The sequence below is a fragment of the Nocardia sp. NPDC004260 genome, assembly GCF_053603155.1.
The window spans coordinates 15950-41601 of sequence record NZ_JBSGEZ010000056.1 but is presented as its reverse complement, the minus strand read 5'-3'; the positions used below and the strand labels follow the sequence as shown (position 1 = coordinate 41601).

Genomic DNA, 25652 nt, shown 5'->3' with positions numbered 1-25652 from the left:
TCCTGGTTCCGTGCGGTCTGAATCGGTAACCGTCCCGGACGAACAGTCCGAGTGGTAGCGAGCAGAAACTGCTTGGTGCTCAGGAGAGAACGTGCACACTGCGACAAGGACGCTACCCCCGGGATACCCGACCTGATGCGGAATGCCGATCGCTGTGACCATTCGGATATGGTGGCGACCGTCTCGGCTGGGGCAGGCCGATCCGGTCGGTATGCAGGTGCGCCGGGTGAATCAGGTACTCCCGATAACCGCCGAGGTCGTCGAGGGCGAAAACGGCGCCCCATTCGTACTCGCCGCCGTGGTCGCGAAGACGCTGAAGTGCCGTACGGACGGGATGACACGGCCCTGATTGCGCAGGCTTTCCAGCGCCTCGTCCAGCTGCTCCTGCGTAACGCCGGTCTCCAGGGTGAGTCGGTTGCAATGGTAGACCATGTTTTTCAGCCCTTATGTCGGGTGAACTCGTGGATAAAGCCGGCGACCGTCGGGGGTTCAGGAGCCGTGGTTCACGGTTCCAGCACAACCTTGCCGACCACCGTGCGGGACTCCGCGAGCCGCACCGCCTCGGCGACCTCGGTGAGCGGCAACCGGGCGGCGACCTGTCCTCGCAATGACCCGGCCACCGCGAGATCGAACACCTGCCCGAGGTCCTCGGCGATCCGCGCGCGGAAGGCTGCGGCGTCGCGCTTGCCCGCCCACAGATTGAAGAAGTGCGCTCTGCGCTTGTTCGGCACCGCATTCCACAGTTGCAGCCGGGCGAGCAATTTCAGTACGGGAAGCCGGGAATCGCCTTCGACGTCGCGGGTAGCCGCGGTGCCGTAGGACACCAGGGTGCCACCGGGCGCGAGCAGCCGGAAGGAGTCCACGATGCCGGGACCGCCGACGTGGTCGAACACCGCGTCCACACCGTTCGGCGCCAGCGCCCGGACCTGGGCGGGCACGTCGCCGCGATAGTCCACCCACTGCGCGCCGAGCGCCCGGACCGCGTCCGCGTTGCGGGCCGACGCGGTGCCGATCACCGCGATACCGGCCGCGTGGGCCAGCTGCACCAGCGTGGAGCCGACGCCGCCGTTCGCGCCGTGCACCAGAATCGTGGCACCGCGCCGGGTTCCGGCGACCCGGTGCAGCATCTGCCACGCGGTGATCCCGTTGACGACCAGCGTCTCCGCTTCTGCCGGGTCGAGCCCGTCCGGCACCGGCACCAGGTCGGCGGCGTCCAGCAGCACGTGGCTGCGCCAGCCGCCGGTCTTGGTGAGCGCGGCGACCCGGCGGCCCCGCAGCGCCGCGTCCACTCCCGAACCCACGGCGACGACCTCGCCGACCAAGTCGTAGCCGGGCACGAACGGGAACGGCGGCTGGTCGTAGTACTTGCCACGGCGCATCTGCTGCTCGGCGAAGGAGACTCCGGTGGCCTCCACCCGCACCAGCGCCTGCCCCCGACCGGGTGGCGGCAGTTCGCGCTGCCGCACCCGCAGTCCGCTCGGTTCGACTTTGCCGGGCAACACGATCTCGGTAACTGTCACGTTCGCTGTGCTCATCTCGGAACCTCCTAGTGTGTGATTGATCAATCACTCTGTGGGTAAACGGCGATTTCGCCGGTCAGGATGTCGATTACATGCGGTTCGGGTGCCGGATCCCCTGGGTGAGCATTGCCGCCCACCCTCCTGCGCTCGCGTCGATGTCGAGCGTGGTGATCAGATGACAGAGCTGGCCGTAGGCGATGAAGCGCTGGACCTGCTCGGCACTGCCGCCGGACCGCTCCGCGGCGAACGCGGTAACCCGTTCGAGCCCGCTGCGCATAGCGGCGGCGATTTCCGGGATGTCGGCCGCGGATTGGGCGTGCACCTGCACCATGAGCAGTCTGTTGTCCGCGATGAGTTCGGCGTAGGCACCGCCCATCCGGTCCAGGATCGCATCCGGGTCGGTCTCGCCCGGCCGGGACGCACCGGCCGACAGCGCTTCCTCGATCAGTTCGAAGGCGCGATCGAGCGCGGCGACGAACAGCGATACCTTGCCGGGGAACAACTTGAAGACGTACGCGGGCGAGATCGATGCGCGTGCCGCGACGCTCGCGATCGGCGTGCCGTGATAGCCGGTGCGGGCGAACTCGTCGATCGCGGCGTCGACGACGGCCTCGCGCCGGAGTTCCGCGGTGGAAAGAGTGGCACGTCTGCTCATGTGAGTGACTGTACACTCACTCTTCGAGGTTGCGCAACGGTGCCAGAGGCGTTCGCCAGATGACCTTCTGCCCTGTCGGTAGGTTCGCCGCCGTCGAATGATGATCGGAGTAGCGAACACGCCGCCGTAATAGAAGGAGATGCATCATGACGACCGCGCGGACCATCATGCGGCCCGACGTACAGCACATCAGTGTTCGGGAAACCATGGAGGCAGCCGCCCAGCGGATGCGGCAGCTCGACATCGGCGCACTGCCCATCTGCGACGGCGAATGCCGCCCCGTCGGCATAGTCACCGACCGGGATATCGTCGTGAAGGTGGTCGGTGTCGGCGCGAATCCGAAGACCACCACCGCCGGCGAATTGGCGCAGGGCGCCGACCGACTGCACACCGTCGATATCGACACCGATGTGCGCGACGTGCTGGTCCTCATGGAGCAGCAGCGGATCCGTCGGCTCCCGGTCACCGACAACGGCATGCTGGTCGGCATCATCACCGAGGCGGATCTGGCCCGCAATCTGGCCGATAACACCGTCGGCGAATTCGTCGAGGCGGTCTGCGCGGCCCATCTGCCCGCCACCGAGAAAGTGTGAGGATCCGACACGTCGGCCAGCCCGCCGAAGACTGTCTCGCATAGGCGCAACGCGGGCAGCACCGCGACGATGATGCAGTAGGAATGCCGAGGTCGATATCATCGATACGCGACCTTTTCACGATGCTGATCCTCCATAGCGAACGCGATTCATCCGTGCGGGAGGTGGTCGGTGAACGGCATAGCGTTCGGTCGCTACCGGTTGCACGAGCTGATCGGCGAAGGCGGCATGGGCCAGGTATGGCGGGCCTACGACACCGCTACCGACCGCATCGTGGCGATCAAATTGCTGCCCGAGCGCTGTGCGATTGATCCCAGCTTCAGGGAGCGATTCCGGCGGGAGGCTCACGACACCGCTCAACTGCGCGAACCACATGTGGTTCCGATCCATGGCTACGGCGAGATCGAAGGCCACCTCTATCTCGATATGCGCCTGATCGACGGCGACGATGCCAGAACACTGCTCAACCGCGATGGTGCGATGGAGCCGGCGACAGCGGTTGGGGTGATCTCCCAAGTCGCGGCGGCGCTGGATGCGGCGCACGCCCAAAGTTTGGTGCACCGCGACGTCAAACCGTCCAACCTGTTGGTCACCGATACCGGCTTCGTCTATCTGATCGACTTCGGTATCGCCCGCTCGGCCAGCAATACCCCGCTGACCAGCACCAGCACGATGATCGGAACCTTGGCCTACATGGCTCCGGAGCGATTCACCAGCGGGGTCGCCGACGCTCGGTCCGACGTATACGCCCTTACTTGCGTGCTGTGCGAATTCTTGACCGGAATACCGCCCTACCCGAGCACCAGCACCGAACAACAGATCGCGGCGCACCTGACCGCCGCTCCCCCGTCGCCGAGCATGCGGCGGCTCGACCTGCCGGTCGGTTTCGACGATGTCATCGCCCAGGGCATGGCGAAGGACCCGGACGACCGCTACCAGACCGCCGGAGAGCTGGCAGCCGCTGCCGAACACGCTCTCGCCACTGCCCCTGCGGTTGCCGCCGGAAGCGCCCCTCGATCGGGCCCCACATCGGTGCCCCCCGGCTTCGGAGGTCTCAGCGATCGGCCCAGGACGCCGACGCCGATACCCTCCACAGAGCCGTATGCGGAGCAAAGGTCCACGATCAATGCTGGACCTCCCGTGGATCTGCCCGGTCTCGAGCCCATACGATCCGAATCGGGCGGGGGATCCCGACGGGACGGCACCGCACCGCCTCGACGTAAGCGGCCTGTCGTTCCGATAGTCGTCGCCGTGGTCGCCGCGTTCATCACTGCGGCCCTGGGGTCGGGTATCTGGTGGCTGAGCCAGCCATCGAAGCCCGAGGCGGCTTTCGATGGCAAATACGAGGTCACCTACACGCCCAAAATTCTCAACGGGAAGCCGGACAACAGTCCCCCACAAGAAAGGATATGGTCAGTCCGATCCGACTGTCCATCGCACGGCGAACGCTGCGTGGCCTCGATAACCAGCCAGAGCAAGACCGAGCGGGAGACGGCCCCGGCCAAGTTCAGCGCGGACTATCGCGACGGCACGTGGACGATCACAAGAGACATACGGCCCCGCCCCGACCGCGATTGCGAAAATCCGATCACCAAGGTGCCGCAGAACGTCCCGGCATGGCAGAGGCTAGAATTCCGACCCGCCATCCCGGCGTGGACCGGAAACTCCTTCAGTTTCGTCGGTGGCCCTTGCGCATACACTCAACAGCAAGAGATGAAGCTTTCCCGCGTCGGCGAGATCGATCCGAAGGTCGACGTCGTCCCTCCCGAAACCGTCCCCAACCGCGGTCCTAGCCCGACTATCGCGCCGATCAGCGGCGCCTATGACGTAACCATCACATATACCGCGACACCAGACGTTCCCAATCCCCCGCCGCCCAACAAGTTCCGGCAGCAATACAACACCCTGTGCATGCGTGAGGGCGACCGCTGCGCCGCAACGACGGACACAGATTCCGGCACAGATCCCCGCAAAGATCCTCGCGCCGTCTTCGCTCCGATGTTGATGCTCGAAGGCGGGGTCTGGCAGGCCGATTACAGCATCCCCTTTCCCTGCTTCGCGGAATCGAACGAGCCGCACACCAACGCGACATTTCATTGGGATTTGTTCGCGTCCGACGTGGGTCCCGACCCCGCCGAATTCTTGACCGGTACATGGACCCGCGAGAAATCGGATCCTTGTCCCGAGACCAGCCGTGCCACGGTCGAAATGCGGCGGGTCGGCTCGACCGGCGCGCGGCCCGCTGCCGCAGGCGGCAATGCGGACCAGCAGCCCCATCCATCCCCGGCTTCAGCGATCGTCGCAATCCGCTTACCCAAGGGAAGCGATGGATTTCGAGACCCACACTTCGGACAAACCATCAGATAACAACGACGAGAGCGGTTCGGCCAAGGGATTTCAGCTCGCTCCGCGCCGCACCGCTCGAGATGGAGGCGGACATGACCACAGGCGATGCTGATTGGTCCAGGCCGGCGGCGATGGCCCTGCCGAAGGAGGGGTTCTTCGAGCTCGAGCGAGGCCGGTACGGGCCGATCTTTCCCCGCACACCTGCCAATTACGGCTTCTCGATCATCGCGCGGGTCAAACCCGGCCGCGAGGAGGCGATCCGGGAGTACGGCAAGCAAATCGAGGCCACGGTCGCCGAAGATCCCACTGTGCTGGCGCCGCTCCGGCTGCATTACTTGCGGTGGGTACTGTTCGACATCGGCGACGGATTGTGTTTCCAATATCAGGGGATCTTCGACACCGACTTCGACAAGTACGTCGAGGATGCTATCGCCTTGTTCCTGTCGACGGGCATCACAACCGTATTCGTGAACCTCGAAGGGTTCCCCGAAGACTGGAAGACCAATACCGAGGCGGTGGTCGAGTTCTTTCGTGAGCATCAATTCCCGAGCTTCCTCGAGTACGGTGAGTATCCCTATGTGACCGCGGACGAGGTCAAGAAGGCGTTGCGCGTGAAGGCGGCATTTTCCGACATGCTCGATCAGATGCAGTAGCGACCGAGAGATTTGCTGATGCTCGAACTCGACGACATTCAGCACATTCTGCTGACCCGCGTCCCCGCGCTGACCGGACGCTACGAGTTCCTGTCGTTCGCCAGTGCCACCGGTGGGCGGGCGTGGCTGTCGGCCATGGTCGACCGCGTGGCCTCGGCTGCCGACGCACAACGCTCTGTGACCACCGACCGCCGGTGGGTGACGCTCGCGTTCACCTGGACCGGCCTACGCGCACTCGGCGTGCCCGAACAGTCACTGGCAACGTTCCCCGAGGAGCTCCGCCAGGGCATGGCAGCGCGGGCCGGCGTCCTGGGCGACACCGGGACCGATCACCCCGACCATTGGGTCGGTGGATTGGCGGGCGACGATCTGCACGCGATCGCGATCCTGTTCGCCCACGACGACGCCGAACGCGCTCGCTGGGTGCACGAGCACCACCAGCTGGTCGGCCGCTGCACCGGAGTGACGGTGCTGTCGTCGCTGGACCTCGCGGCCGTTCCGCCGTTGGAGTACCCGCACGACCATTTCGGCTACCGCGACAGGTTGTCGCAGCCGGTGATCGAAGGCTCCGGTGAGCAGCCCACACCGGGCACGGGTGCCCCGATCAAGGCCGGCGAGTTCATCCTGGGATATCCCGACGAGGACGGTCCTCCGGTGGGATTGCCGCAACCGGAGGTGTTGTCGCGCAACGGCAGCTACATGGCCTACCGGCGCCTACAAGAACACGTCGGGCGATTCCGCGACTTCCTGGCCGAGCACACCGACACCCCGGAGGAACAGGAGTTGCTGGCCGCGAAACTCATGGGCCGCTGGCGCAGCGGCGCTCCCCTGGTGCTCGCCCCCGAGCGGGACGATCCCGAACTCGGGGCAGATATGCAGCGAAACAACGATTTCAACTACAAACAGATGGACCCCTACGGGTACGCGGTGCCTTTGGGCTCGCACATCCGCAGGCTGAATCCCCGTGACACCGCGGTGAATATGCAGCGGCGGCGCATGATCCGCCGCGGCGCCACCTACGGACCGCATCTCCCCGAAGGCGTTTCCGAGGACGGCGCCGAGCGCGGAATCGCGGCCTTCGTGCTGTGTGCCAGCCTGGTGCGCCAATTCGAATTCGCCCAGAACGTGTGGATCAACGACAAGACGTTCCACGAGCTCGGCAACGAGCGGGATCCGATCATCGGCAACCAAGACGGCACCCTGGAATACAAGATCCCCAAACGTCCGATCCGTAAGACCATCAGAGGATTACCGGCGTTCACAACTCTCAGGGGTGGCGCGTACTTCTTCATGCCCGGTGTTCGCGCACTGCGCTACCTCTGCACTCCTACCGACAACGAGGTGGCACCATGAGCACCGTCACCCGGGCACGCACCTACAACCAATCTCAGCTGCCACGTACCTACACTCCCGGCAGACGCCGGTTGAGCATCTACTGGACTTGGAGTTATCCCTGGGAAGCCCAGCGCGATCCCGCCGCGCTCGACAACCGCTTCTCCACCATGACCGAGGTGCGCCAAGCGGCTTGGCCTGCCTACGAGACGCCCGAGTACGACGCCGCGCACTTTCTGCAAGGGATCGCCGGAACGCTGGAATTGTTCCACCGCTCCACCCTCACCTTCCAGCAGATCGCCGGAGAGGCCACCGGCCACCCCGTCGCGGTCTTCCAGCGCATCGATCAAGCCGGGTTCGAATTGCCCCTCGACGAACGCATTCTGGCCGACACCGATACCCTCATGATCTTCGGCCTCGACCACGTTCTCGGTCAGGCAGAAGCCACGCCCGACGAGATCGCGGCCCTCGACGAATGGCTGCGACGCGAAGGCACCTGTCTGCTTTTGGCGCCCCATCACGACGTGGGTTGCACCGACGACCTTCAGCAACGCCAAGTCGAATACCAACACCACGGCGACCCGCTGGTGCCGCGCCAACAACGCTTCAGCGCCTACACCCGCTCACTGATGAAGGCCCTCGACGTTCCGGTGCACAACATGTACGGACTCCGACCCGCCGTCGTCGAAGGCACGAAATCCATTGCGCCCCTGAGCACATTTCGTGACCTCGACGACTTGCACCTGCTCGACAACGTCACCACATTCAACTTCCACCCCCACCTCCCGCATTATCACCTCACCGCGCCCGCAAGCGCATCCGTGCGCCTGCTCGCCCGGCAACCCATCGACCTCGACCGACCCCACCCCTTCACCGCCGAAGGCAATACCGAATTCAACACCCTGATCTGGCTGCCGCCTACCGAACGACGCGCAAGCGACATCGTCATGATCGACTCCACCAACTTCACCACCTTGTTCGGAGGGACCGAAAGCCTCACCAACCTCTGGCGCAACTTCGCCCTGATGAAGTGACGGCGCATCACATCGGCGGGGTCCACCTCGTTCGACTTCGACGCGGGCGGAGTCCCAGTTGGTGAAGCCGGTCAGGAGCCATCCGCCCCGGCGAGTTCGGCGGCCACATGCCGCAGTTCCGCTCCGCTACCTGGGCGTCGATGTCAGCAGTTGGTAGGGGCGAGCTCTCCGCGGGCCCGGGCTTCGAGCCACAGCAGCACCGCAGGCGCACCCGATACCGCAGGGGCCAAATGTTCCAGCGCGGAGGGCAGCTCAACCGAGGGCACCAGCACCGTCTGCACCCGCACCCCGGCCGCGCACCAGCGGCGGACGGTATTCTCGGTGGCACCGAGCGGAATATGCTGGTCCTTCGGCGAATGCCATTCGAGGACAGGGTTTTCCGGCATCTCGGGAGCGAGTTCCAGGCTGTTCTCCTCCACCACCGAGCGGGCTTCGCGGCTGTCGACGATCGAGGTGTTGTCAAGCGAACTGCGGTCCGACGTGATCCGGCAGCGCCACAGTCCAGCCCCGCGCCAGCGCCACATTCAAGATCGGCGTGGTCGCCACCAGGTTCAGATCGTCGCTGTACAGCTTGTGCGATATCGCGCAGCCGGTGCCGAGCGCGTTGATGAAGTGCTGATACGACAACAGCGGCCCGCCGGGCTGTCGGCCGAAGGGAGTCAGAACCGTCGTAGTCGCCGCGATCGGCGCTCCGTGCGAGTCGGTGGACCGGAACTTGACCAGCGTGACAGTGGCCGCGGGGAAGATCGCCAGCGCGGGCAGTGCCCGCACACCCAGCACATCCCCTGCTTCGTGTGCCGCCAGATCCGCCGGGGCGGCATAGAACGGGTCCGGATCGGGCAGTGGATACAGCGGTTGCGCGGTTGCCCTCGTCGCCAAGAGCAGCCCGAGTGCCACACCGCCGATCGCACCGCTGCGCCTGCTGCCGGGCAAAAGAAACCGCCGGATCACGATCTTCTACCTCCAGTAGTTCGCGCATTTGTCGACCAGCCAGCCTGCATTCAAATCCGACGCTGCGGGCTGACCTTCAGCGACACGCCGCAGGAAAATCTGAAACGCTAGGAATCGAGATGTGCACGCGCTGTCACACACGCGCGAAGTCGGCAAGGTGTCGGGCGGCCCACTCCCGGAACGAGGTCGGCCGCACGCCGGTGACATCTTGCACCGTCGGATGCACGACAGAGGTGAACGACTCCAGTGCGGTGGCGCGCAGTGCCATGATGGCGTCGGCCATGATCTCGGACAGTCCGTGGTCCAGGATCGCCTGACGGGCGGCGGCGGGCTCGACTTCCACGAACCGTAGCGGCCTGCCCAGCACGTCGGCGAGTACGGCGGTCATCTGGGCGGGGGTCAAAGCCTCCGGTCCGCTGAGCCGGTAGATTCGCCCGTCATGGCCGTCGGTGGTGAGCACGGTGGCGGCGACGGAGGCGATGTCGTGTTCGTCCACGACCGCGATGCGGCCGTGGACGTAGGCGGCGAACACGCTGTCGCGGCTCCGGATCGAGTCGGCCCAGTGCAATGCGTTGGCCATGAACCCGAGCGGGCCGAGGATCGTCCACGGAATGCCGCTGTCGCGCAGGGCCTGTTCACCGCGGCGATGCCAGCTCGGGATGGGGTCGGTCGCGGTGTCGTCGCCGGTACGCCCGGAGGACAGCTTGACGACGTGCGCGACATCGGCGCGTGTGGCTTCGCGAATCAGGTTCGCGTCGTGGGTCGGGATGTCGGGTCCGGTGGAAAGCAGGAACACGCGGTCCACCCCGCGCAGCGCCGCGGCGATGCTGCCGCGATCACCCAAGTCGCCCGCGACGACGTCGACGGCAGCGGGAAGACCGGCGGCAGCGGGCCTGCGGGTCATCGCGCGCACGGGCACCTTCGCGGCGACGAGTCGGTCGACGAGCGAGCGGCCGACAGTGCCGGTTGCTCCGGTAACCAGAATCATGACAGTCCCTTCAGTGGATCGTTGCCGTCGCTGTCCGACGACGGGACCAGCATCGATCCGGAGCCTCCGCTAGCTCCACCCACAGGGAGATATCAGTGGAAATTTTCCATTGAAGACGGAATGCTGAAAGAAATGACCGTTATAGACGAGCTGGACCGGGGCATCGTCCATGCTCTGCACCTCGATGGCCGCGCACCGTTCAGCCGTATCGGCACGGTGGTCGGTGTGTCGACGCAGACGGTGGCCCGGCGCTACCGGCGACTGCGCGCCGAGGCCGGCTTGCGGGTGGTCGGGCTGAGCCGTCTCGACCGCGACGACCACACCCGCTGGCTGGTCCGCCTCGGCGCCACCACGACGGCAGCCCGGACACTCGCTCATTCCCTCGCCCGACGACCCGACACTTCATGGATCAAACTCCTGTCGGGTGGCACGGAAATCCTTCTCATCCTTCGCATGCCGCACCAGGCGGACGCGGCACATCCGCTGCTGCTGCAGGAGATCCCCCGCACCGCCGGTATCACGACCGTGTCGGCTCACTACGTGCTGCACACCTATTTGGGCGGTCCGACGCCGTGGCACGGACAAGTCGCAACGCTCACCGATCACCAGCAGCGACAACTCACACCACGCCATCACGACGCGCTGTCCGCACGCGGGCTCTCCAGCGCCGACGACGCCTTGTTGTCCGCGCTGCAGACCGATGGACGGGCCGGGCTGGCCGAGTTGGCGGCAGCCACCGGATGGTCCCCGGCGACAGTCGCGCGCCGCCTGGCCGATCTACGGGCGCAGGGCGAGATCTTCTTCGATGTCCAGGCCGACGACACCCTGTTCGGCGCCACCACCCAGGCACTGCTGTGGATGTCGGTCGCTCCCGCACGGCTCGACCAGGTCGGCCTCGAGTTGGCGCGGCATCCCGAACTCGCCTTCGTGCTGGCCACTACCGGTCCGAGTAACCTTGTGGCGCAGGCGATGTGCCCGAATCCCAGCGCCTTGCACCATTACCTGACCCGCCGCCTCGGCAGCGACGACGCCATTCGAACCCTGGAAGTGACGCCCGTACTCGCCACGGTCAAAGCCGCGGGTCACGTCACCACCGAACGCACCAGGCACGGCACAGCCACCCGCCGTTCGAAAAGCACGGCGAATTCAAAGTGAGGCGCCCGTGCCGCAGCCGCATCCCGCATTCGTGCAACGCTCACCAACGCCACCCCGCCGCCGAAGATTCCGGCGGCGACCAGGACTGGAAGCGTGCAGCATCCGACACACAGAAGCGCGCCGAGCACGATCGGTTCCCACCAGCGTCGTCCGCGGGCGCTCAGCACCCACACTCGCCTCCTTCACCGGCGGAGTCGGTGCCGAAACGGTACTGGGCAGCAAAGGCTTCGCTGCAGGCGAGCAAGTCGTCACAACCTGCCTCCAATGCGGCATGCAGGGTGTCGCGCACCGCGGTCAGCTCGGTGAGTTTCGCGTCGATCTCGGCCAATTTGGCCGCCGCGCGGGCTTGTAGCCCGACCGCATTACGGCGACCCGATCGGGTGGTGGCCAAAAGCTCGGCGACCTCGTCGAGGGTGAACCCCAGCCGCTGGGCCGCCTTGATCACACGCAACACCGTGACGGACCGCTCCGGATACAGTCGATGCCCGCCGAGAGACCGCTGCGGTTCGGCGAGCAGACCGAGCCGCTCGTAGTACCGCAACGTCTGGGTGTTCACCCCGGCGGCCGCGGCCAGCTCGCCGGTGCGCAACCCGGTCAACGCCGATAGCCGCCGATCCAGGCGTCCGCCCGCACGGCCAGCGCGTCGAGGACCGCGACCTGATTGTCGGGAACGGCGATACGCATCACCGGACCGTCCTCGGTGGCATCGAAGCCGAAGGTGAAGAACAAGCAGCAACCGGACTCGCGCGCGGCGAGGTCACGGCCCTCCCCCTCCGTGCCGGCGGCCAGTAAGAGATGCAGTCGCGTGGGCGCGGGCCGATCCGTGCGCCGCACCGCTTCGGTGAAGAACCGGTCGAACTCAGCGACTCGTACCGACTGTTCAACGGTGGGCAGCGTGCACGAGTCCGGTACCCAATCCCCGGTGGGAGGCGTGATCATCATGCCCTCACGGTAACCCTGTACCCAGGTACGAGATGCAACCTCGAACCGCGGAAACATGCGTGTGCCCACCATTCCGCACTGCTGTATTCCAGCGTTCGCGCGTCCGGCGAATTGATGATTCGGTTCGAAATGCTACGGATGCTCGGTCCGTTGCACCTGTTCGTTGATGAGGGTGTCGTCGTCAGCCGGCGGCTCGGGCTCACGCCACTCTTCTGCTCGGCTGGAACGATTGCCTCGTATCGTGCCTTCCAACTCGTGGGCCAACTCGTCGTCGTGTACGGGACCGTGCTTGCTATTTCCTCGTTCCATGGGATTTTCTCCTGTTGCGGTTGCTGGATACCGGCGCGCTAGCGGTGGCGCAAAAGTGTGGCGACCCCTTCCCGGGGTACGACAGCACCTTCGACGGGCACGATCGAGCCACCCTGCGGCAATGTGACCACCGGCAATCTCGCGTGCGGGCGGCTCGGCGAGCATGTGATCGACGAGGACGCTGTCCGAATCGGCGATCAGCACGCGGCCTGCCCGCCCTTGCTCCGCCCTGACTTTGCTGATCGTGTCGTCGAGAAGCGTCAGCGCCTTCTCGGGAACGTCCTGGGCGGCCAATTGCTCGCGGATCGAGCGCCACCGTAACGCTTTTTGCTGCTCGGCGTCTTCGGTGTTGTGCGAGGCGTCGACGCAGAGCGATACGAACGGGCCCCGCCGTTGCGCTATTTCTCTGAGATCAATGCCATACACATCCGGCGCGTACCCGCCTCGGCGTCCACGAACCCGGACCCGCGAGTGCATTCGGAATGCGCTCCGAACGGTGGTTTGGCCGACCCAGGCCCGGGTAGTCGCCACGCGTTCGCCGGGACAACCGACTGGAGGTGAAGCCATGGCCGAAACCGTCATCGACGACGAGCTATGGGAGGAATTCCACCGCCTGGTCAATATGTCGTCCCGGCAGTTGCGCGACTGGCTGCGCACCGAAGGCGCCGACACCGGCACCGAAACGGAACCCGAGCGCGCGGGGCCGGAGATCGGTCGGCACATCCTTGCGGTTCTCGGCAAACGTCGTACCGACCTCGATGCCGACGACATTGCGGTGATGCGCCGGGCCGTGGACGAAATCACCGCGGCGCGCGGTGCGGAAGCAGAGCGCGAGCCGCGCGCGGGCAGAGACGACTGGCGCAGGCATCTGATGTCACTCGGACACGACCCACTCCAGCCGTCGTGATGATCTCCGCATCGCGCGGCAAGCGGAGGGGTGTGCGATCTGCAAGTCGACGGCGAGGAGGGTGCTTCGATGAAGGCAGTGGTGTGGCACGACGTGGGAGATATCCGGCTCGACGAAGTCGATGATCCCAAAATAGTGGAGCCGACCGATGCGCTTGTGCGGATCACGACCTCGGCTATCTGCGGTACCGATCTCCATCTCGTGCGCGGCACGATGCCGGGCATGCAGCCGGGAACAGTGCTCGGGCACGAGGCTGTCGGAGTGGTGGAGGAGACCGGGGCGGCGGTGCGCGGTTTCCGCCAGGGCGATCGGGTCGTAGTGTGCTCGACCATCGCATGCGGGACCTGCTCCTACTGTCGTGCCGGCTACTTCGCCCAGTGCGACACCGCCAATCCGAACGGACCGCAGGCGGGAACCAGCTTCTTCGGCGGACCGGAGAGCACAGGCCCCGTCGCGGGGCTGCAGGCCGCTTACGCGCGCATTCCCTTCGCCGCCACGACGCTGGTGAAAATCCCCGATTCGGTGTCCGACGAACAGGCGATCATGATCTCCGATGTGCTGCCGACCGGCTGGTTCGGCGCCCGATTGGCGCAAGTCGGGCAGGGCGACACGGTGCTGGTGCTCGGTGCGGGCGTGGTCGGGCAATGCGCGATCGCCGCAGCGAAGCGTCGAGGCGCGACGCGGGTGCTGGTTGTCGACGGTATCGCCGACCGTCTGGCGACCGCTCGTGCGCAGAACGCCGAGCCGATCGATTTCAATGCCGAGGATCCGGTGGCAACGGTGCGCGAGCTGACCGGCGGTATCGGAGTGGACAGGGTGATCGACGCGGTCGGTGTGGATGCCCAACGCCCGAAGTCCGGACCGGCCGCACAGGATCTTCCGGTTTCGGATTCGACGCTGGACGCCGAGCGCGAGAAGGCGGCCCCGCAGGGCAGGACCGAGGGCGCGCAGTGGTTGGCCGGGGACGCGCCCAGCTTGGCGGCGCGGTGGGCACTCGAGGCAGTCGCCAAAGCCGGTAGCGTCGGCGTCATCGGAGTCTATCCGCCGAATTTCGACGCTTTCCCGATCGGCGCCGTGGTCAACCGCAATCTCACCGTTCAAGGCGGCAACTGCAACCACCGCCGCTACGTCCCCGGCCTGCTGGGCAGGGTGGCCCGGGGCGACATCGATCCGGCCGCCTTCATCACCCAACGCGCCGACCCGCTCTCCGTCATCGAGGCCTACGAGACGTTCGACCGGCGCGAAGACGGCTGGCTGAAGACGATCGTGCCGATGTGAGGTGTGTGGCGATGCTGAAGCCGATCCTCTGCGGCGCCGCAGCGGGAGCCGCGGGCACGACCGCGTTGAACGCCGTCACCTTCCTCGACATGATCGCGCGGGGCCGACCACCGAGCCGCACGCCCGAACAGAGCGTCGAGCGCGTGACCGACCGATTGGGCGTGCAGGTGCCCGGTGACGAGGAACAACGGCGCAGCCGGATCTCCGGCGCGGGTGCGCTGCTGGGCACGGGGACCGGCGCTGCGGTCGGCTGTGCCTACGGTTTCGCCCGTTCCATGAGATGGCAGCCGTCGATTCTCGCCGCGACCACGGTCAATACCGCCACGGCCATGTCCGTCACGGCGCTGTCGCTTCTCAGCTCGGGAGTTTCCGATCCGCGCCGATGGACACGTTCCGACTGGCTCAGTGATCTCGTGCCACATCTTGCGTACGGGCTGGTCACTTCCCTCACCTACGCCGCCATGGCCGACGGTCGTTAGACCCCGCGACGACGTCGGCAACGGATGTGGGCATGACCCCAGCGGTGCCGGCCATCTCGGTGATGGGTTCGCGACTGCGCGGAGCCGGGTCGGCGAGCCTGTGCCGGCTCAACGTGCCCTGCTGTCCGAGTTCGTCTGCGCGCTGGTCGAATCGATGACGACGATATCCAGTTCGCCTGACGAGTACCGGGCGCGCAGGGCTTTCTTGTCGAATTTGCCGACACTGGTCTTGGGCACTTCGGGCAGGAATGTCCAGCGCTCGGGCAATTGCCATTTCGCTGTCTTACCGGCCAAGAACGCACGCAGCACGCCCGCGTCCGCCTCCGCTCCGGCCCGCAACGCGGCGGCGACGACCGGTCGCTCGTCCCATCTCTCGTCGGGTACGCCGAACACGGCGGCCTCGACGACGTCCGGGTGCGCCATGATCGCGTTCTCGAGGGCGACCGACGAGATCCATTCGCCGCCGGACTTGATGATGTCCTTGGCTCGATCGACCAGGGTGAGGTAGCCGTCGGCAGTGATGGTCCCGACGTCGCCGGTGCGCAGCCAGCCGTCACGGAACGCGTCGGAGCCGACCGTTCCCGCATCCGGCGAGTAATAGGACGCGGTGATCCAGGGACCCCGAACCTCCACCTCCCCCACGGCTTTTCCGTCGCGGGGCAGCTCCGTGCCGTCATCGCCGACGAGGCGCGCTTGCACCGGAGCGGGGAAACGTCCCTGGGTGACCCGGTAGGCGTAGGCGTCTTCGCCTTCGGTTCCGGGTGGCGGCCACGCGACGCAGCCCAGCGGCGACGTTTCGGTCATCCCCCATGCCTGGATGATGCGCACTCCGTGGCGGTTCTCGAAGGCACGCATCAGTTGCGGCGGCACGGCCGAGCCTCCGACCACGACCGCACGCAGATGGCCGAGGTCCTGCGGGGCGGCGTCGACCGCCGCGAGCACACCGTTCCACACCGTCGGTACGGCGGCGGCGAAACTCGGGCGTTCGGCTGCCATGAGTTCCAGCAGCGGCGACGGCTGCAGGAATCGGTCGGGCATCACCAACGAGGCGCCCACCATGAGCGCGGCGTAGGGCAGGCCCCACGCGTTGGCGTGGAACAAGGGGACGATGGCCAGCACCCGGTCCCCCGTCCTGATGCCCATGCCGTCGGTGGTGCAGGCGTGCATGGAGTGCAGCCAGTTCGAACGGTGCGAATAGACAACGCCTTTCGGGTCACCGGTGGTGCCGGAGGTGTAGCACATCGCGGCGGCGGATCTTTCGTCGAGCACGGGGAAGTCGAACGTGGACGATTGTCCGGCCAGCAGCGTGTCGAGTTCGTGTACCGCGACACCCTCGGGTGCGCGCAACGCCGCCGCGTCACCGTTGGCGACGATGACGTGGCGGACCGTACGCAAATGCGGCAGCACCTGCGCGAAGGCGGGCACCAGGGAACCGTCGACGATCACCGCCTTGTCCGCCGCGTGATTCGCGACGAAGGTGATCTGTTCCGGGAAGAGACGGATATTCAGGGTGTGCAGCACCGCGCCCATGGCGGGTACAGCACAGTAGGCGAGGAGGTGTTCGTTGTTGTTCCACATGAAAGTGCCCACTCGGTCGCCGCGGCCGATCCCCAGCGCGGTGAGGGCGTGCGCGAGCTGGGCCGCCCGATCACCGAGTTCGCGGTAGGTCAGTACCCGCGACCCGCTGCCCGTCCAGGTACGGACGGTGGCATCGGCGTGCACGGTGGTGGCGTAGCGCAGCAACGTCGCCAAGGAAAGAGGTTCATCCTGCATGGTGCTCGGCATCGGCAGGTCGTGCTCGTGATAAGTCATTGCGTGCTCGTCTTTCTCGGAGGATGCCCGGCCGATGGGAGCGGTGGTGAGCCCGGGCCGGCGTTGCCGCCGGACCCGGGCTGGTCTGATGGGTTTCAGCCGCGCAGCGCGGAGGCGAAAATCGGCGCGAGCGGGGCGACGCCGGGCTTCTTGGCGAAGTTGGTCAAACGCCGCAAGGTCGTGGCGCCCGTCCGGTTGGTGACGAACCACGGCGGCTTCGGCGACAGGCTGAATTCGCCGTGCAGCAGCGACCGAGGCGAGGGGCGGAACGGCCCGCGGAGGACGGTTCGTTCCGGCTCGGCGATCAGCAAGGCGTTGTGCACCACACCGATGCCGCTCTGGATATCGGTCAGAGAGTGCCCCGGGAAGGCGCCCCACGACGCGCGGGCGGTGAGGTAGCCCAGGCCGGTCCAGGCGTTGACAGCGATCGTGCCGTAGCGCAGTTCGGTGACGGCCGTGTCGAATCGGTCGCCCAACTGATTGATGGTGGCCGGGTGGGCGATGATGTTGACGCCGAGCGTGCCCTCGAACTCGTCGTTGCATACCTGCACCGCCCGCGCCAGGAACTCGGCCGGGTCGCCGCCGGGCAATTCGATCACGCCGAGCACCGGGGCGAAGTATTCGGTGTGCAGAGCGGGTTCGCGCCGATTCGGTGTCAGGCCCTCGATGAGGGTGCGTGCGCCGATCACTTGCGCCTGCGGGTAGCTCTGTCGGGCGGCCTCGACACGGTCCGAGGATCCGGGATAGTAGTCCGGCCGCTGCGGCGCGCGGCCGATAGCCGCACGGAGTTCGGCGAGGAACCGCTCCTTTTGCGGCCAATCCGCGGAGATCACCGCCACCTGTGCGGCGATGCAGTTGTACCCGTTGTTGTGCAGGCGCTGCGTCGCCAGGTGCTCGGCTTGGAAGCGCAGGTCCGCGTTGGACCATCGACCCGGCACCACGATGGTGGGCGAAACACCGCCGAGTTCGCTGGTGATCGGCTTCGTGAGTCTGGGCGTGCCTGCCGCCTTGTTTCGTTCGGCTTCCGCTCCGGTGCCGAACACGATGGCGTCGTGGGTCGCCGCGCTGCCGGTCATGTGGACGGCGTCCACATCCGGGTGGTGTACCAAGGCCGCGCCGACCTCAGGGCCGCCGGTGATCAGGCGCACGAAACCGCGCTCTATCGCCGGAGCGAAGATCTTCTCCAGCACCGGCAGCAGCGGATCGGTTATCGGGTTGAGCTTCAGCGCCACCACCCTGTTGTCCGCGTAGAGCTGGTACAACACGTCCAGAGGGGCGATCGAGAAGATATTGCCCGCCCCCAGGACGACGCCGATGCCGCCGGTGCTCGTCGGCGTGCGCTGCCCCAGGCCCGCACGGGCGCGAACGGTTTCGGCGTCGACGCCGGGCCGCGACCAGACTTCGGCGCGGAATCCGTTGAGCAGCAGAGCGTCGAATACTCCGTGCGGGAACACTTCGACGGCCGTGCGGCCACCAGGGGCCGGACGCATCGGGTATCCGTCGACCGGGCTGCGCCCCTCCTCCAATGCCAGCAGGGATTCCGCGAGCGCGGCAGCCCCGGTCAGCAGGGAGTACGGTCCGCTCACCCACTCCTCACCCAGCAAGGGCGAATCCGAGGTCAGTTTCTTGATCCGGGCCGCGGTCTCGACCCATTCCTGCGCATGCCGCGCCGTGTTGACATGAATCTGATCCAGCAGTCGGCGCCGGGCGGGCAGCGCGGTGCGCGCCCATTCGACTTCACCACGCCGTAGCGCGGAGACCGCGGCGCCGACGGTTGCCGTCACGGTCGAGGTCATGCTTCGGTTCCTTCCGATTCGGCATCCTCGAGGACCATGTCGGAAGCCTTCTCGCCGATCATGATCGTGGGAGCGTTGGTGTTTCCGCGCACTACCGACGGCATGACCGACGCGTCGGCCACGCGCAGACCACGCAATCCCAGCACGCGCAATCGCGGGTCCACGACGGCACCGATCGCGCAGGTCGACGTCGGGTGGTACAGGGTCTGTGCCGTCCGAGCCGCGAAATCGAGCAGCTCGGCATCCGAATCGCCTGGCGGGGTTGCGAATTCACCAGTCGTGAGCTCCCGCAGCGCGGGTTGATCGGCGATCCCGAGGGCGCTGCGCAGGCCGGCGATCACGCTCTGGCGGTCCTCTTCGGTCCGGAGATAGTTGTGGTGGATACGTGGCGCCGTGCCGGGGGACGCGGAACGCAAGGTGACTTCGCCGCGGCTCGTCGGGTTGATCAGGCACGGGCCGAAGGCGTATCCGTGCTCCGTCGCGGCCCCCATGCCTTCGCCGTGGAAGAGCACCGGCGCCATGTGGAACTGGATGTCGGGCCCGGCGAGACCGCCGCGGGTCTCGATGAAGCCCCCTGCCTCGCCGATATTGGAGGTCAGCGGGCCGCGCCCTTGTTCCTGCAGCAGAGCGAGGTTTTCCGGGGTGAGTGCGGTCATCAGCGATTCGCGATCGGTGCGGTAGTTGAGGAACACCGACAGATGGTCTTGCAGGTTCCGCCCGACCGGCAGGTCACGGACCACCTCGATCCCGAACGCCGACAGCTGTTCGGCGGGGCCGACACCCGACAGCAGCAGCAGATGCGCCGATCCATATGCGCCCGCGGCGAGAACAACCTCGCGCCGGGCCTGGATCAGTTCCGTGCTCCCGTCCCGGCCGATGACCACACCGGTCGCGCGGCCGTTCTCGATGACCACTCGATGGGCGAGCGCGCCGGTGATCACCGTCAGATTGGGGCGCGACGCGGCCGGGTGCAGGTAACCGACGGCGGCGCTGCACCGCATGCCATTGCGCTGTGTTACCTGATAGCGACCGACGCCCAGCTGCGTGGGCCCGTTGAAGTCCTCGTTGCGGAGGTGGCCCGCTTGTTCGGCGGCGCGCAGGAACGCGTCGCCCAGTGGATGCCGCGATCGGCTTTCGCTCACCGCCAGCGGCCCGCCGACGCCGTGGTAGGCGTCTTTGCCGCGTTCGTTGTCCTCGGCCTTCATGAAATACGGAAGGACCTCGTCGTAGCTCCATCCGTCGGCGCCGCCCGCAGCCCACCCGTCGTAGTCGGCACGTGCTCCGCGAATGTAGATCATCGCGTTCATGGAGCTGCTTCCGCCGACCACACGCCCACGCGGCAGATAGGCGCGGCGGAATTGCAGCCCGGCTTCGGGCTCGGTGTCGTAATCCCAGTCGAGCGGACTTTTGAACAGAGAGGGAAATGCGACCGGCAGATGGATTTCGTCCGCCGTGTCCTGCGGCCCCGCCTCGATCACGGCGACCTGGACCCGCCGGTCCTCGGACAATCGGCTCGCCAGCACGGATCCAGCGGATCCGGCGCCTACGACGACATAGTCGTACACGGTCGGCACCTCTCTCGAAATCAGTTCTCGAATCGGGGCGCTATGACCCCGGTCACTGTCGCAGTCGATACTGCTGGCGGGATGCTCGAGCCACCATGTGCACGGGCCTACCGATCCACGGCGGATATGTGTGCCAGAGCACAATCGCATTCCCGGCGAATGCCTACCATCTATCCATGACCACGCTGACGGAGCCGCCCGTGAATGATTCCGCCGCGGTGGCGCGCACGCTGCTCGCGGAGGTCGACGACCTCACCGCCGAACTCGTCGGCCGGATCCGGACCGGGGACCACGCCTACGCGGAATCGACCGCGCTCACCGACGCCGAGCTGGGCTTCGTCGTCCGCGACAACCTCGTCTCGCTGCTGGGCCAGCTCTCCGGCGGTGTCGGGCGTCGGCTGCAGCCCGCTACCGTAGTGGGCCGGTTCAAAGCCGAACTCGGCGTGCCCCTCCCCGCGGTGCTGCACGCATACCGGCTCGCCGGACGGCTGCTGTGGGAACGCGCGCTCGCAGTGGCCACCGGCACGAGACTCGACGTGTTGCCGCAGCTCGGGTCGGAGATGTGGCGGATCATCGACGACTATTCGGGAGCAGCGGCCGAGGCGTACGGCGACTATCTGACCGAACGAGTCCGCCACGACGATTCCGAACGCCGCGCTCTGTTGCGCCGTCTACTGAACGGCGATTCCCACGATCCGACACAACGCGACATCGCCCGCGCCCTCCACCTGCCCCCGCTGGGCAGCTTCGTCGTCGTGCATGCCGAAGCCGATCCCGAAGCACTGGCGCCACTGATGGGCATCGAGTCCCGGCTCCGCGCCGAATACGTCGAATCGATCTGGATCACCGAAGCCGGTGCTCGCATCGGACTGCTCAGCCTGGCCACCGAACGCGCGCACCAGCAGGTACTGGCCCAACTGCGGCAACACGCCACCGGCCGGATCGGCGTGAGCCGCTCGTTCTCCACCGCGGGTGACGCAGGCAGCGCACTACGTGAGGCCGAACTGGCCGGGCGTTGCGCACCGGCGGGCACCTCCACGGTCACCGTCTACGGCAATACACCCATCCCGCTCGTTCTCGCGCATGCTCCGTCCGCGGCGCACGAACTGGCGCACGAAATACTCGGACCGATACTCGACCTCCCACCCGAGGAGTGCGATCCCCTTCTCGACACGCTCGCGATGTGGTTCGAATGCGGCGGCTCCAATACCGAAGTCGCGCAACGCCTGCACTACCACCGCAACACCATCCACTACCGGCTGCGCCGCATCGAAACCCTGACCGACCGCCGCTGCTCCGATCCCAAGGCGGCCGCCGAACTCTACGTCGCCCTCACTGCCGTGCGGCTCATCGGACTGGACCGGTCCGGGGTTCCCGCCGATCCCCCGTCGCGTGGCCAGGAACAACGCTTCGGCTTCTGATCACATACGAGGGCGCACCACCGGCTCGCCCGCGACAGTCTTGCACCGGCTGGTCGGAGCACGCCACTCGCGCAGGAACATGCGTCTAACCACCTTGGGATCGACAGGTCGTCGAAAGACCATCCAGCCCGTGCACCAGATCGATGCCGCGGCCGAGATTGTCCAGTCGCGCGCGCAAGGTGTCGCCCGCGGGATAGAGACGTACCGTGTCCACGCCGGTGTCGCGCCAGGTTCGCAACCGCTCGCGGACCATGTCCTCGGTGCCGATCAGCGTGGTCGCCAGCACCATTTCGTCGGTGACCAGCGCGGCGGCACCATCGCGATCACCGCTCTGCCACCGTTCACGCACTCGGGCGGCGACATCGGCCCAGCCTTGGCGGCTGTAGGCGTTGTTGTAGAAGTTGGTCGAGCCGGATCCCATTCCGCCCAGCGAGAAGGCGAGTTCCTTCTTGCGGCTGCCGACGACCTCGTCGAGTTGGGCCTCGTCGGCGACGATATTGATCTCCGCGCCCTGGCAGATGTCCAGATCCGCGCGGTCCCGGCCGGAACGGGCCAGCCCGGCGTCGAGATGCTCGAAATAGGCGTCCGCTCCCTCGGGGACGAAGCTGGTGCCCAGCCAGCCGTCGGCGATCTCGCCGGTCAACTCCAGCATTTTCGGTGACAGGGTGGCCAGGTAGATGGGAACCGTGACCGCGGGCACGCTCAGCCGCATCGGTTTGCCCTCGCCACCGGGCAGCGGGATTGTGAAGTGCCTGCCTTGGAAGACGATCTTCTCGCCGGTGCAGGCCGCCCGGATTATCTGCACGGTCTCACGCATGCGCGCCAGTGGACGGGCGAACGGCACGCCGTGCAGTCCCTCGATGACCTGCGGGCCGGACGCGCCGAGCCCGAGCAGGAATCGGCCTTCGGACATTCGTGCCAGCGTCATGGCAGTCTGGGCGATCAGGACCGGCGAACGGGTGCCGAGCTGAATGATGCCGGTACCCAACCGCATTCGCTCGGTGCACGCGGCGAGGAAGCCCAGCGGTGTCACCGCATCGCTCCCCCACGCCTCGGCCATCCAGCAGATGTCCAGGCCGAGTTTCTCGGCTTCGACTACGAATTCGACGAGGTCGGGCCAGTTCGCCCCCGAGGCCTCGACGGTGGTGGCCGTGCGCATCACGCGTCCTTCTCCGCTAGATCCTTGATGGCGGACAGATTGGCCGCCATGCCGGCCTCGAACTCGCGCAGCCGCACGAAAACGATCTTCTGCTCCTTCTCGGGCATGGCATCGATCGCGGAGTTGAGTCCGGACCGCGCGGGACCCATCTGTGTCCACTGCTCCAGGACGGTGCCCGCGCCCTCGGGTCGGAGGGTGAAACGCCATATGCTGGAGGGATATCCGGGATCGCCAACGGCCCAGGCGAGGCGCCGCTCCGGCTCGAATTCCACGACCGTGCTGGTCGTTTCCCAGTTCCCCAGGGCCTCGTGGGCGTTGCGGCCGATGAACCGCGCGCCGACCGCGGGTCCGGCCGCGCCGTCGAGCCATTCCACACCCTGTAGTTCTTTACTCAGCCGCGGCATGAGATGCATATCGCTGACGAATGCCCACACCCGTCGTGGTGGCGCGTCGATGAAGGTCTGAACCGCCACGGTCGGGGTGTCGGCATACACCTGCCCGGTCCACTCCACGATCAGCTCCTTCCGTCTGTATCGCTCATAGTTGCATAGATAGACTAAGCACTACAACGGTCACTTCAGCGCACTCAACAGCCGAGTTTCACATTTGGACTCACGGGGAGGGCTATGCCGCGCACATCGTCGGCGAACTGTGACCGTCCCCGACGCCCCGCACGATTGATCTGCTGGGAGCGACTCTGGACGCCTCCAGTTGGGGCGACCCTTCCTCGATCGCGGACATGACCGGCTGAGGGCAATCGATAGCTCGCCGACGAGGGCGTCGGCAGAATCCGGCGATTGGCAGCCGGTCGTTCACCGGGCGGCCGGTCTACTTGGACGCACCCACGATGCGCAGCGCGAGGTCCACGTAATAGTCGCCGATCTCCTCCGGCGAGAGAGAGCCGTCCTCGCGGTACCAGCGAGCGAGGTCGATGCCGAGCGACAGCAGAGCGACCGCCGCCATATGCGGATTCGGGTTGTCGAACACACCCGCCGCCACACCTCGCTCGATCAGCTGCCGCATCTCCGCATCGATGAGGTGACGGATCGCCTTGATCTCGCCTTGATGCTCCGGACTGAGTGCGGCCAGTTCGTAGTTGATGACCCGGGCCACGGTGTGCGCCCGAGCATGGAAAACAGTGAACGCACGGACCGCCGCGATCAACTGATCGACCGGATCGTCAGCGGAAGCGACAGCGCTCTTTATACGCTCCAGCGTGTTGTGGTGACCGGTCCGGGAGACCTCGTAGAGAAGTTCCTCCTTCGAGCGGTGATGCACATAGATGGCTGCCGTGCTCAGCCCCGCGATCGAAGTGATGTCGCGAGTGGTCGAGCCGTGGAAGCCCCGCTCGGCGAAGGCGACGACCGCGGCATCCAGCAGCCGAGCTCGTGTGTCGTCCGCACGTGAGCAACGAGCCTCTGATTCGGTCACCTGAACAGTCTCGCATCCTGCCATCGAACACTTCCGGACGGTATCGGTCCGGTCCTCGCGCGACCGGCGTCGATGCTGTCGTGACCTTCGGCGCGTCGCACGGCTGTGATCCCGGATACGCTGCGGTGGCCGCCGCTCAGAGCGCGAGCACGAGTTTTCCGTAGTTGGCACCGCTGAAGAGCATGTTCAGCGTCTCGCCGAAACGCGCGACGCCTCCCTCGATGACGTGCTCGCGGCTCTCGATCTTGCCCTCGGCCAGCCATTGCGCGATCTGCGCCACGGCTTCGCCGTAGCGATCGGCGTAGTCGAAGACTACGAATCCCGTCATCGAGGCGCGGAAGACCAGCAGTGACATATAGCGCGACGGACCGGGAGGCAGCTGCTCGGCGTTGTAGGCCGAGATCGCGCCGCACAGCACCACACGGGCCCCGCGGCGCAGGTTCATCAGCGCGGCATCGAGGATGTCACCGCCCACGTTGTCGAAGAAGACGTCGATGCCCTGCGGGGCGAGCTCGCGCAACCGCTTCGCAACATTGTCGTTGCGGTAGTCGACAGCCGCGCCGAAGCCGAGTTCCTCGGTGAGCAACCGGGTCTTCTCCGGGCCACCCGCGATCCCGATGACCTCCGCGCCCTTGGCTTTGGCGATCTGACCGACCACGCTCCCGACGGCGCCTGCCGCCGCCGAGACCACCACGGTGTCGCCTGCCTGCAGCTTCCCGACCTCGAGCAGGCCGAAATACGCTGTCATACCGGGCATTCCGAGGGTACCAAGCCAGGTGGGGCCGGGAGCGACGGTCAGATCGACCTTCGAGACGTCACTGCCGTCACTGATCGCGTATTCGGTCACCCCGAAAGGGCCGCTGACCGTGTCACCGACGGCGAAGTCGGGGTGCGCCGATTCCACGACCGTGCCGATGTCCAACGACCGCATCACCTCGCCGATCCCGACCGGCGGCACATAGGAACGCTGATCTCTCAGCCATCCACGCATGGCGGGATCGAGGGAGATGAAGTCGATCTTCACCAGCAGCTGACCTTCGGCGGGGTCGGGCAGTTCCTCGGTCGTCAGGCTCCAGGTGTCGTCGCCGGGCAGCCCCGATGGACGCCGCGCGAGACGGATCTGCTGAGTCTTCGTCATGACATTCCTCTTCTCATCGATTCGGTCATACGTCCGGGGACGGCATCCATTGCCGTCGGGAACCCCTGCCCCACAACCAATCTGGTCAACTGCAGGTCCCGCTCGCAGACGGTCCGAACCGTGTCGGTCAGTTCTTCGGTCCTCCGGCGACGTACACGACTTGTCCCGACACAAATCCCGGATGGACA

24 protein-coding genes and 1 pseudogene are annotated in these 25652 nt (G+C 66.3%); 11 read left to right on the top strand and 14 right to left on the bottom strand.

Features of this window, described 5'->3' with window-relative positions; all coding sequences use genetic code 11:
• The first annotated feature begins 154 nt into the window (after window positions 1-154).
• Complete coding sequence (locus tag ACWEO7_RS27605; protein WP_452427419.1) at window positions 155-349, top strand: hypothetical protein; 195 nt, start codon at window positions 155-157, stop codon at window positions 347-349.
• 154 nt (window positions 350-503) lie between these two features.
• Here the strand turns inward: ACWEO7_RS27605 and ACWEO7_RS27600 are convergent, their stop codons facing one another.
• Entirely contained in the window at window positions 504-1535 is a 1032-nt protein-coding gene (locus ACWEO7_RS27600; protein WP_452427417.1) for a medium chain dehydrogenase/reductase family protein, read from the bottom strand.
• Window positions 1536-1608: 73 nt separating this feature from the next.
• Window positions 1609-2175, bottom strand: a complete 567-nt coding sequence (locus tag ACWEO7_RS27595; protein WP_452427415.1) for a TetR/AcrR family transcriptional regulator — start codon at window positions 2173-2175, stop codon at window positions 1609-1611.
• Between the two features lie 146 nt (window positions 2176-2321).
• On the opposite strand from ACWEO7_RS27595, the gene ACWEO7_RS27590 reads away from it, so the two are divergent.
• From ACWEO7_RS27590 to ACWEO7_RS27570, 5 genes are all read left to right on the top strand, one after another.
• Complete coding sequence (locus ACWEO7_RS27590; RefSeq protein WP_452427413.1) at window positions 2322-2768, top strand: CBS domain-containing protein; 447 nt, start codon at window positions 2322-2324, stop codon at window positions 2766-2768.
• A 171-nt stretch (window positions 2769-2939) separates the two neighbouring features.
• The gene (locus ACWEO7_RS27585; RefSeq protein ID WP_452427411.1) at window positions 2940-5135 is read left to right on the top strand and encodes a serine/threonine-protein kinase; all 2196 of its coding nucleotides are present in this window, start codon (window positions 2940-2942) and stop codon (window positions 5133-5135) included.
• A 71-nt stretch (window positions 5136-5206) separates the two neighbouring features.
• Complete coding sequence (locus ACWEO7_RS27580) at window positions 5207-5767, top strand: hypothetical protein (RefSeq protein WP_452427409.1); 561 nt, start codon at window positions 5207-5209, stop codon at window positions 5765-5767.
• Window positions 5768-5785: 18 nt separating this feature from the next.
• Window positions 5786-7120: a Dyp-type peroxidase gene (locus ACWEO7_RS27575; protein WP_452427407.1), complete on the top strand. Its 1335-nt coding sequence runs from the start codon at window positions 5786-5788 to the stop codon at window positions 7118-7120.
• Entirely contained in the window at window positions 7117-8133 is a 1017-nt protein-coding gene (locus ACWEO7_RS27570) for a hypothetical protein (RefSeq protein WP_452427405.1), read from the top strand. Before ACWEO7_RS27575 ends, ACWEO7_RS27570 begins: the two co-directional genes overlap by 4 nt.
• 143 nt (window positions 8134-8276) lie before the next feature.
• On the opposite strand, the pseudogene ACWEO7_RS27565 reads toward ACWEO7_RS27570, so the two are convergent.
• Window positions 8277-9039: pseudogene (locus tag ACWEO7_RS27565) on the bottom strand (lipase family protein).
• 178 nt (window positions 9040-9217) lie between these two features.
• On the bottom strand, window positions 9218-10072 hold the full coding sequence (locus ACWEO7_RS27560) for an NAD(P)H-binding protein (protein ID WP_452427404.1): 855 nt from the start codon (window positions 10070-10072) through the stop codon (window positions 9218-9220).
• A gap of 132 nt (window positions 10073-10204) precedes the next feature.
• Here ACWEO7_RS27560 and ACWEO7_RS27555 point away from each other — a divergent pair, with 132 nt between their 5' ends.
• Window positions 10205-11227 carry an Lrp/AsnC family transcriptional regulator gene (locus ACWEO7_RS27555; RefSeq protein ID WP_452427402.1) on the top strand — a complete coding sequence of 341 codons (1023 nt, stop codon included), beginning with the start codon at window positions 10205-10207 and terminating at the stop codon, window positions 11225-11227.
• A 160-nt stretch (window positions 11228-11387) separates the two neighbouring features.
• On the opposite strand, the gene ACWEO7_RS27550 is transcribed toward ACWEO7_RS27555, so the two are convergent.
• From ACWEO7_RS27550 to ACWEO7_RS27540, 3 genes are all read right to left on the bottom strand, one after another.
• Entirely contained in the window at window positions 11388-11825 is a 438-nt protein-coding gene (locus ACWEO7_RS27550; protein WP_452427400.1) for a MerR family transcriptional regulator, read from the bottom strand.
• The gene (locus ACWEO7_RS27545) at window positions 11822-12169 is read right to left on the bottom strand and encodes a hypothetical protein (protein WP_452427398.1); all 348 of its coding nucleotides are present in this window, start codon (window positions 12167-12169) and stop codon (window positions 11822-11824) included. Before ACWEO7_RS27545 ends, ACWEO7_RS27550 begins: the two co-directional genes overlap by 4 nt.
• Window positions 12170-12301: 132 nt before the next feature.
• The gene (locus ACWEO7_RS27540; RefSeq protein WP_452427438.1) at window positions 12302-12904 is read right to left on the bottom strand and encodes a hypothetical protein; all 603 of its coding nucleotides are present in this window, start codon (window positions 12902-12904) and stop codon (window positions 12302-12304) included.
• 139 nt (window positions 12905-13043) lie between these two features.
• Here ACWEO7_RS27540 and ACWEO7_RS27535 point away from each other — a divergent pair, with 139 nt between their 5' ends.
• The 3 genes from ACWEO7_RS27535 to ACWEO7_RS27525 all read left to right on the top strand — a co-directional run bounded on the left by ACWEO7_RS27535 (window position 13044) and on the right by ACWEO7_RS27525 (window position 15142).
• The gene (locus ACWEO7_RS27535; RefSeq protein WP_450026074.1) at window positions 13044-13385 is read left to right on the top strand and encodes a DUF3140 domain-containing protein; all 342 of its coding nucleotides are present in this window, start codon (window positions 13044-13046) and stop codon (window positions 13383-13385) included.
• 69 nt (window positions 13386-13454) lie between these two features.
• Complete coding sequence (locus ACWEO7_RS27530) at window positions 13455-14663, top strand: zinc-dependent alcohol dehydrogenase (protein WP_452427396.1); 1209 nt, start codon at window positions 13455-13457, stop codon at window positions 14661-14663.
• 11 nt (window positions 14664-14674) lie between these two features.
• Window positions 14675-15142, top strand: a complete 468-nt coding sequence (locus ACWEO7_RS27525; protein WP_452427395.1) for a hypothetical protein — start codon at window positions 14675-14677, stop codon at window positions 15140-15142.
• A 108-nt stretch (window positions 15143-15250) separates the two neighbouring features.
• On the opposite strand, the gene ACWEO7_RS27520 is transcribed toward ACWEO7_RS27525, so the two are convergent.
• The 3 genes from ACWEO7_RS27520 to ACWEO7_RS27510 all read right to left on the bottom strand — a co-directional run bounded on the left by ACWEO7_RS27520 (window position 15251) and on the right by ACWEO7_RS27510 (window position 20315).
• Window positions 15251-16927, bottom strand: a complete 1677-nt coding sequence (locus ACWEO7_RS27520; protein ID WP_452427437.1) for a long-chain fatty acid--CoA ligase — start codon at window positions 16925-16927, stop codon at window positions 15251-15253.
• Between the two features lie 122 nt (window positions 16928-17049).
• On the bottom strand, window positions 17050-18750 hold the full coding sequence (locus tag ACWEO7_RS27515; RefSeq protein WP_452427393.1) for an aldehyde dehydrogenase family protein: 1701 nt from the start codon (window positions 18748-18750) through the stop codon (window positions 17050-17052).
• A complete protein-coding gene (locus ACWEO7_RS27510) occupies window positions 18747-20315 on the bottom strand; it encodes a GMC family oxidoreductase (RefSeq protein WP_452427391.1) in 1569 nt (522 codons plus the stop codon). Before ACWEO7_RS27510 ends, ACWEO7_RS27515 begins: the two co-directional genes overlap by 4 nt.
• Window positions 20316-20491: 176 nt before the next feature.
• Here ACWEO7_RS27510 and ACWEO7_RS27505 point away from each other — a divergent pair, with 176 nt between their 5' ends.
• Window positions 20492-21736 (top strand): PucR family transcriptional regulator, encoded by a 1245-nt coding sequence (locus ACWEO7_RS27505; RefSeq protein ID WP_452427389.1) that lies wholly within the window; start codon window positions 20492-20494, stop codon window positions 21734-21736.
• A gap of 85 nt (window positions 21737-21821) precedes the next feature.
• Here ACWEO7_RS27505 and ACWEO7_RS27500 read toward each other — a convergent pair whose 3' ends face one another.
• The 4 genes from ACWEO7_RS27500 to ACWEO7_RS27485 all read right to left on the bottom strand — a co-directional run bounded on the left by ACWEO7_RS27500 (window position 21822) and on the right by ACWEO7_RS27485 (window position 25464).
• On the bottom strand, window positions 21822-22895 hold the full coding sequence (locus ACWEO7_RS27500) for an LLM class flavin-dependent oxidoreductase (protein ID WP_452427387.1): 1074 nt from the start codon (window positions 22893-22895) through the stop codon (window positions 21822-21824).
• A complete protein-coding gene (locus tag ACWEO7_RS27495; protein ID WP_452427385.1) occupies window positions 22895-23407 on the bottom strand; it encodes an SRPBCC family protein in 513 nt (170 codons plus the stop codon). Before ACWEO7_RS27495 ends, ACWEO7_RS27500 begins: the two co-directional genes overlap by 1 nt.
• A gap of 316 nt (window positions 23408-23723) precedes the next feature.
• Window positions 23724-24326 (bottom strand): TetR/AcrR family transcriptional regulator, encoded by a 603-nt coding sequence (locus ACWEO7_RS27490; protein ID WP_450026058.1) that lies wholly within the window; start codon window positions 24324-24326, stop codon window positions 23724-23726.
• Window positions 24327-24462: 136 nt separating this feature from the next.
• The gene (locus ACWEO7_RS27485) at window positions 24463-25464 is read right to left on the bottom strand and encodes an NADP-dependent oxidoreductase (RefSeq protein ID WP_452427383.1); all 1002 of its coding nucleotides are present in this window, start codon (window positions 25462-25464) and stop codon (window positions 24463-24465) included.
• Between the last annotated feature and the right edge of the window lie 188 nt (window positions 25465-25652).

Coding starts and splice junctions, on each gene's coding strand:
- ACWEO7_RS27525 (WP_452427395.1), top strand. CDS start 14,675: ATGCTGAAGCCGATCCTCTGCGGCGCCGCAGCGGGAGCCGCGGGCACG.
- ACWEO7_RS27500 (WP_452427387.1), bottom strand. CDS start 22,895: ATGCGCACGGCCACCACCGTCGAGGCCTCGGGGGCGAACTGGCCCGAC.
- ACWEO7_RS27555 (WP_452427402.1), top strand. CDS start 10,205: ATGACCGTTATAGACGAGCTGGACCGGGGCATCGTCCATGCTCTGCAC.
- ACWEO7_RS27505 (WP_452427389.1), top strand. CDS start 20,492: ATGACCACGCTGACGGAGCCGCCCGTGAATGATTCCGCCGCGGTGGCG.
- ACWEO7_RS27575 (WP_452427407.1), top strand. CDS start 5,786: ATGCTCGAACTCGACGACATTCAGCACATTCTGCTGACCCGCGTCCCC.
- ACWEO7_RS27520 (WP_452427437.1), bottom strand. CDS start 16,927: ATGCCGAGCACCATGCAGGATGAACCTCTTTCCTTGGCGACGTTGCTG.
- ACWEO7_RS27590 (WP_452427413.1), top strand. CDS start 2,322: ATGACGACCGCGCGGACCATCATGCGGCCCGACGTACAGCACATCAGT.
- ACWEO7_RS27485 (WP_452427383.1), bottom strand. CDS start 25,464: ATGACGAAGACTCAGCAGATCCGTCTCGCGCGGCGTCCATCGGGGCTG.
- ACWEO7_RS27580 (WP_452427409.1), top strand. CDS start 5,207: ATGACCACAGGCGATGCTGATTGGTCCAGGCCGGCGGCGATGGCCCTG.
- ACWEO7_RS27600 (WP_452427417.1), bottom strand. CDS start 1,535: ATGAGCACAGCGAACGTGACAGTTACCGAGATCGTGTTGCCCGGCAAA.
- ACWEO7_RS27515 (WP_452427393.1), bottom strand. CDS start 18,750: ATGACCTCGACCGTGACGGCAACCGTCGGCGCCGCGGTCTCCGCGCTA.
- ACWEO7_RS27535 (WP_450026074.1), top strand. CDS start 13,044: ATGGCCGAAACCGTCATCGACGACGAGCTATGGGAGGAATTCCACCGC.
- ACWEO7_RS27570 (WP_452427405.1), top strand. CDS start 7,117: ATGAGCACCGTCACCCGGGCACGCACCTACAACCAATCTCAGCTGCCA.
- ACWEO7_RS27545 (WP_452427398.1), bottom strand. CDS start 12,169: ATGATGATCACGCCTCCCACCGGGGATTGGGTACCGGACTCGTGCACG.
- ACWEO7_RS27530 (WP_452427396.1), top strand. CDS start 13,455: ATGAAGGCAGTGGTGTGGCACGACGTGGGAGATATCCGGCTCGACGAA.
- ACWEO7_RS27560 (WP_452427404.1), bottom strand. CDS start 10,072: ATGATTCTGGTTACCGGAGCAACCGGCACTGTCGGCCGCTCGCTCGTC.
- ACWEO7_RS27595 (WP_452427415.1), bottom strand. CDS start 2,175: ATGAGCAGACGTGCCACTCTTTCCACCGCGGAACTCCGGCGCGAGGCC.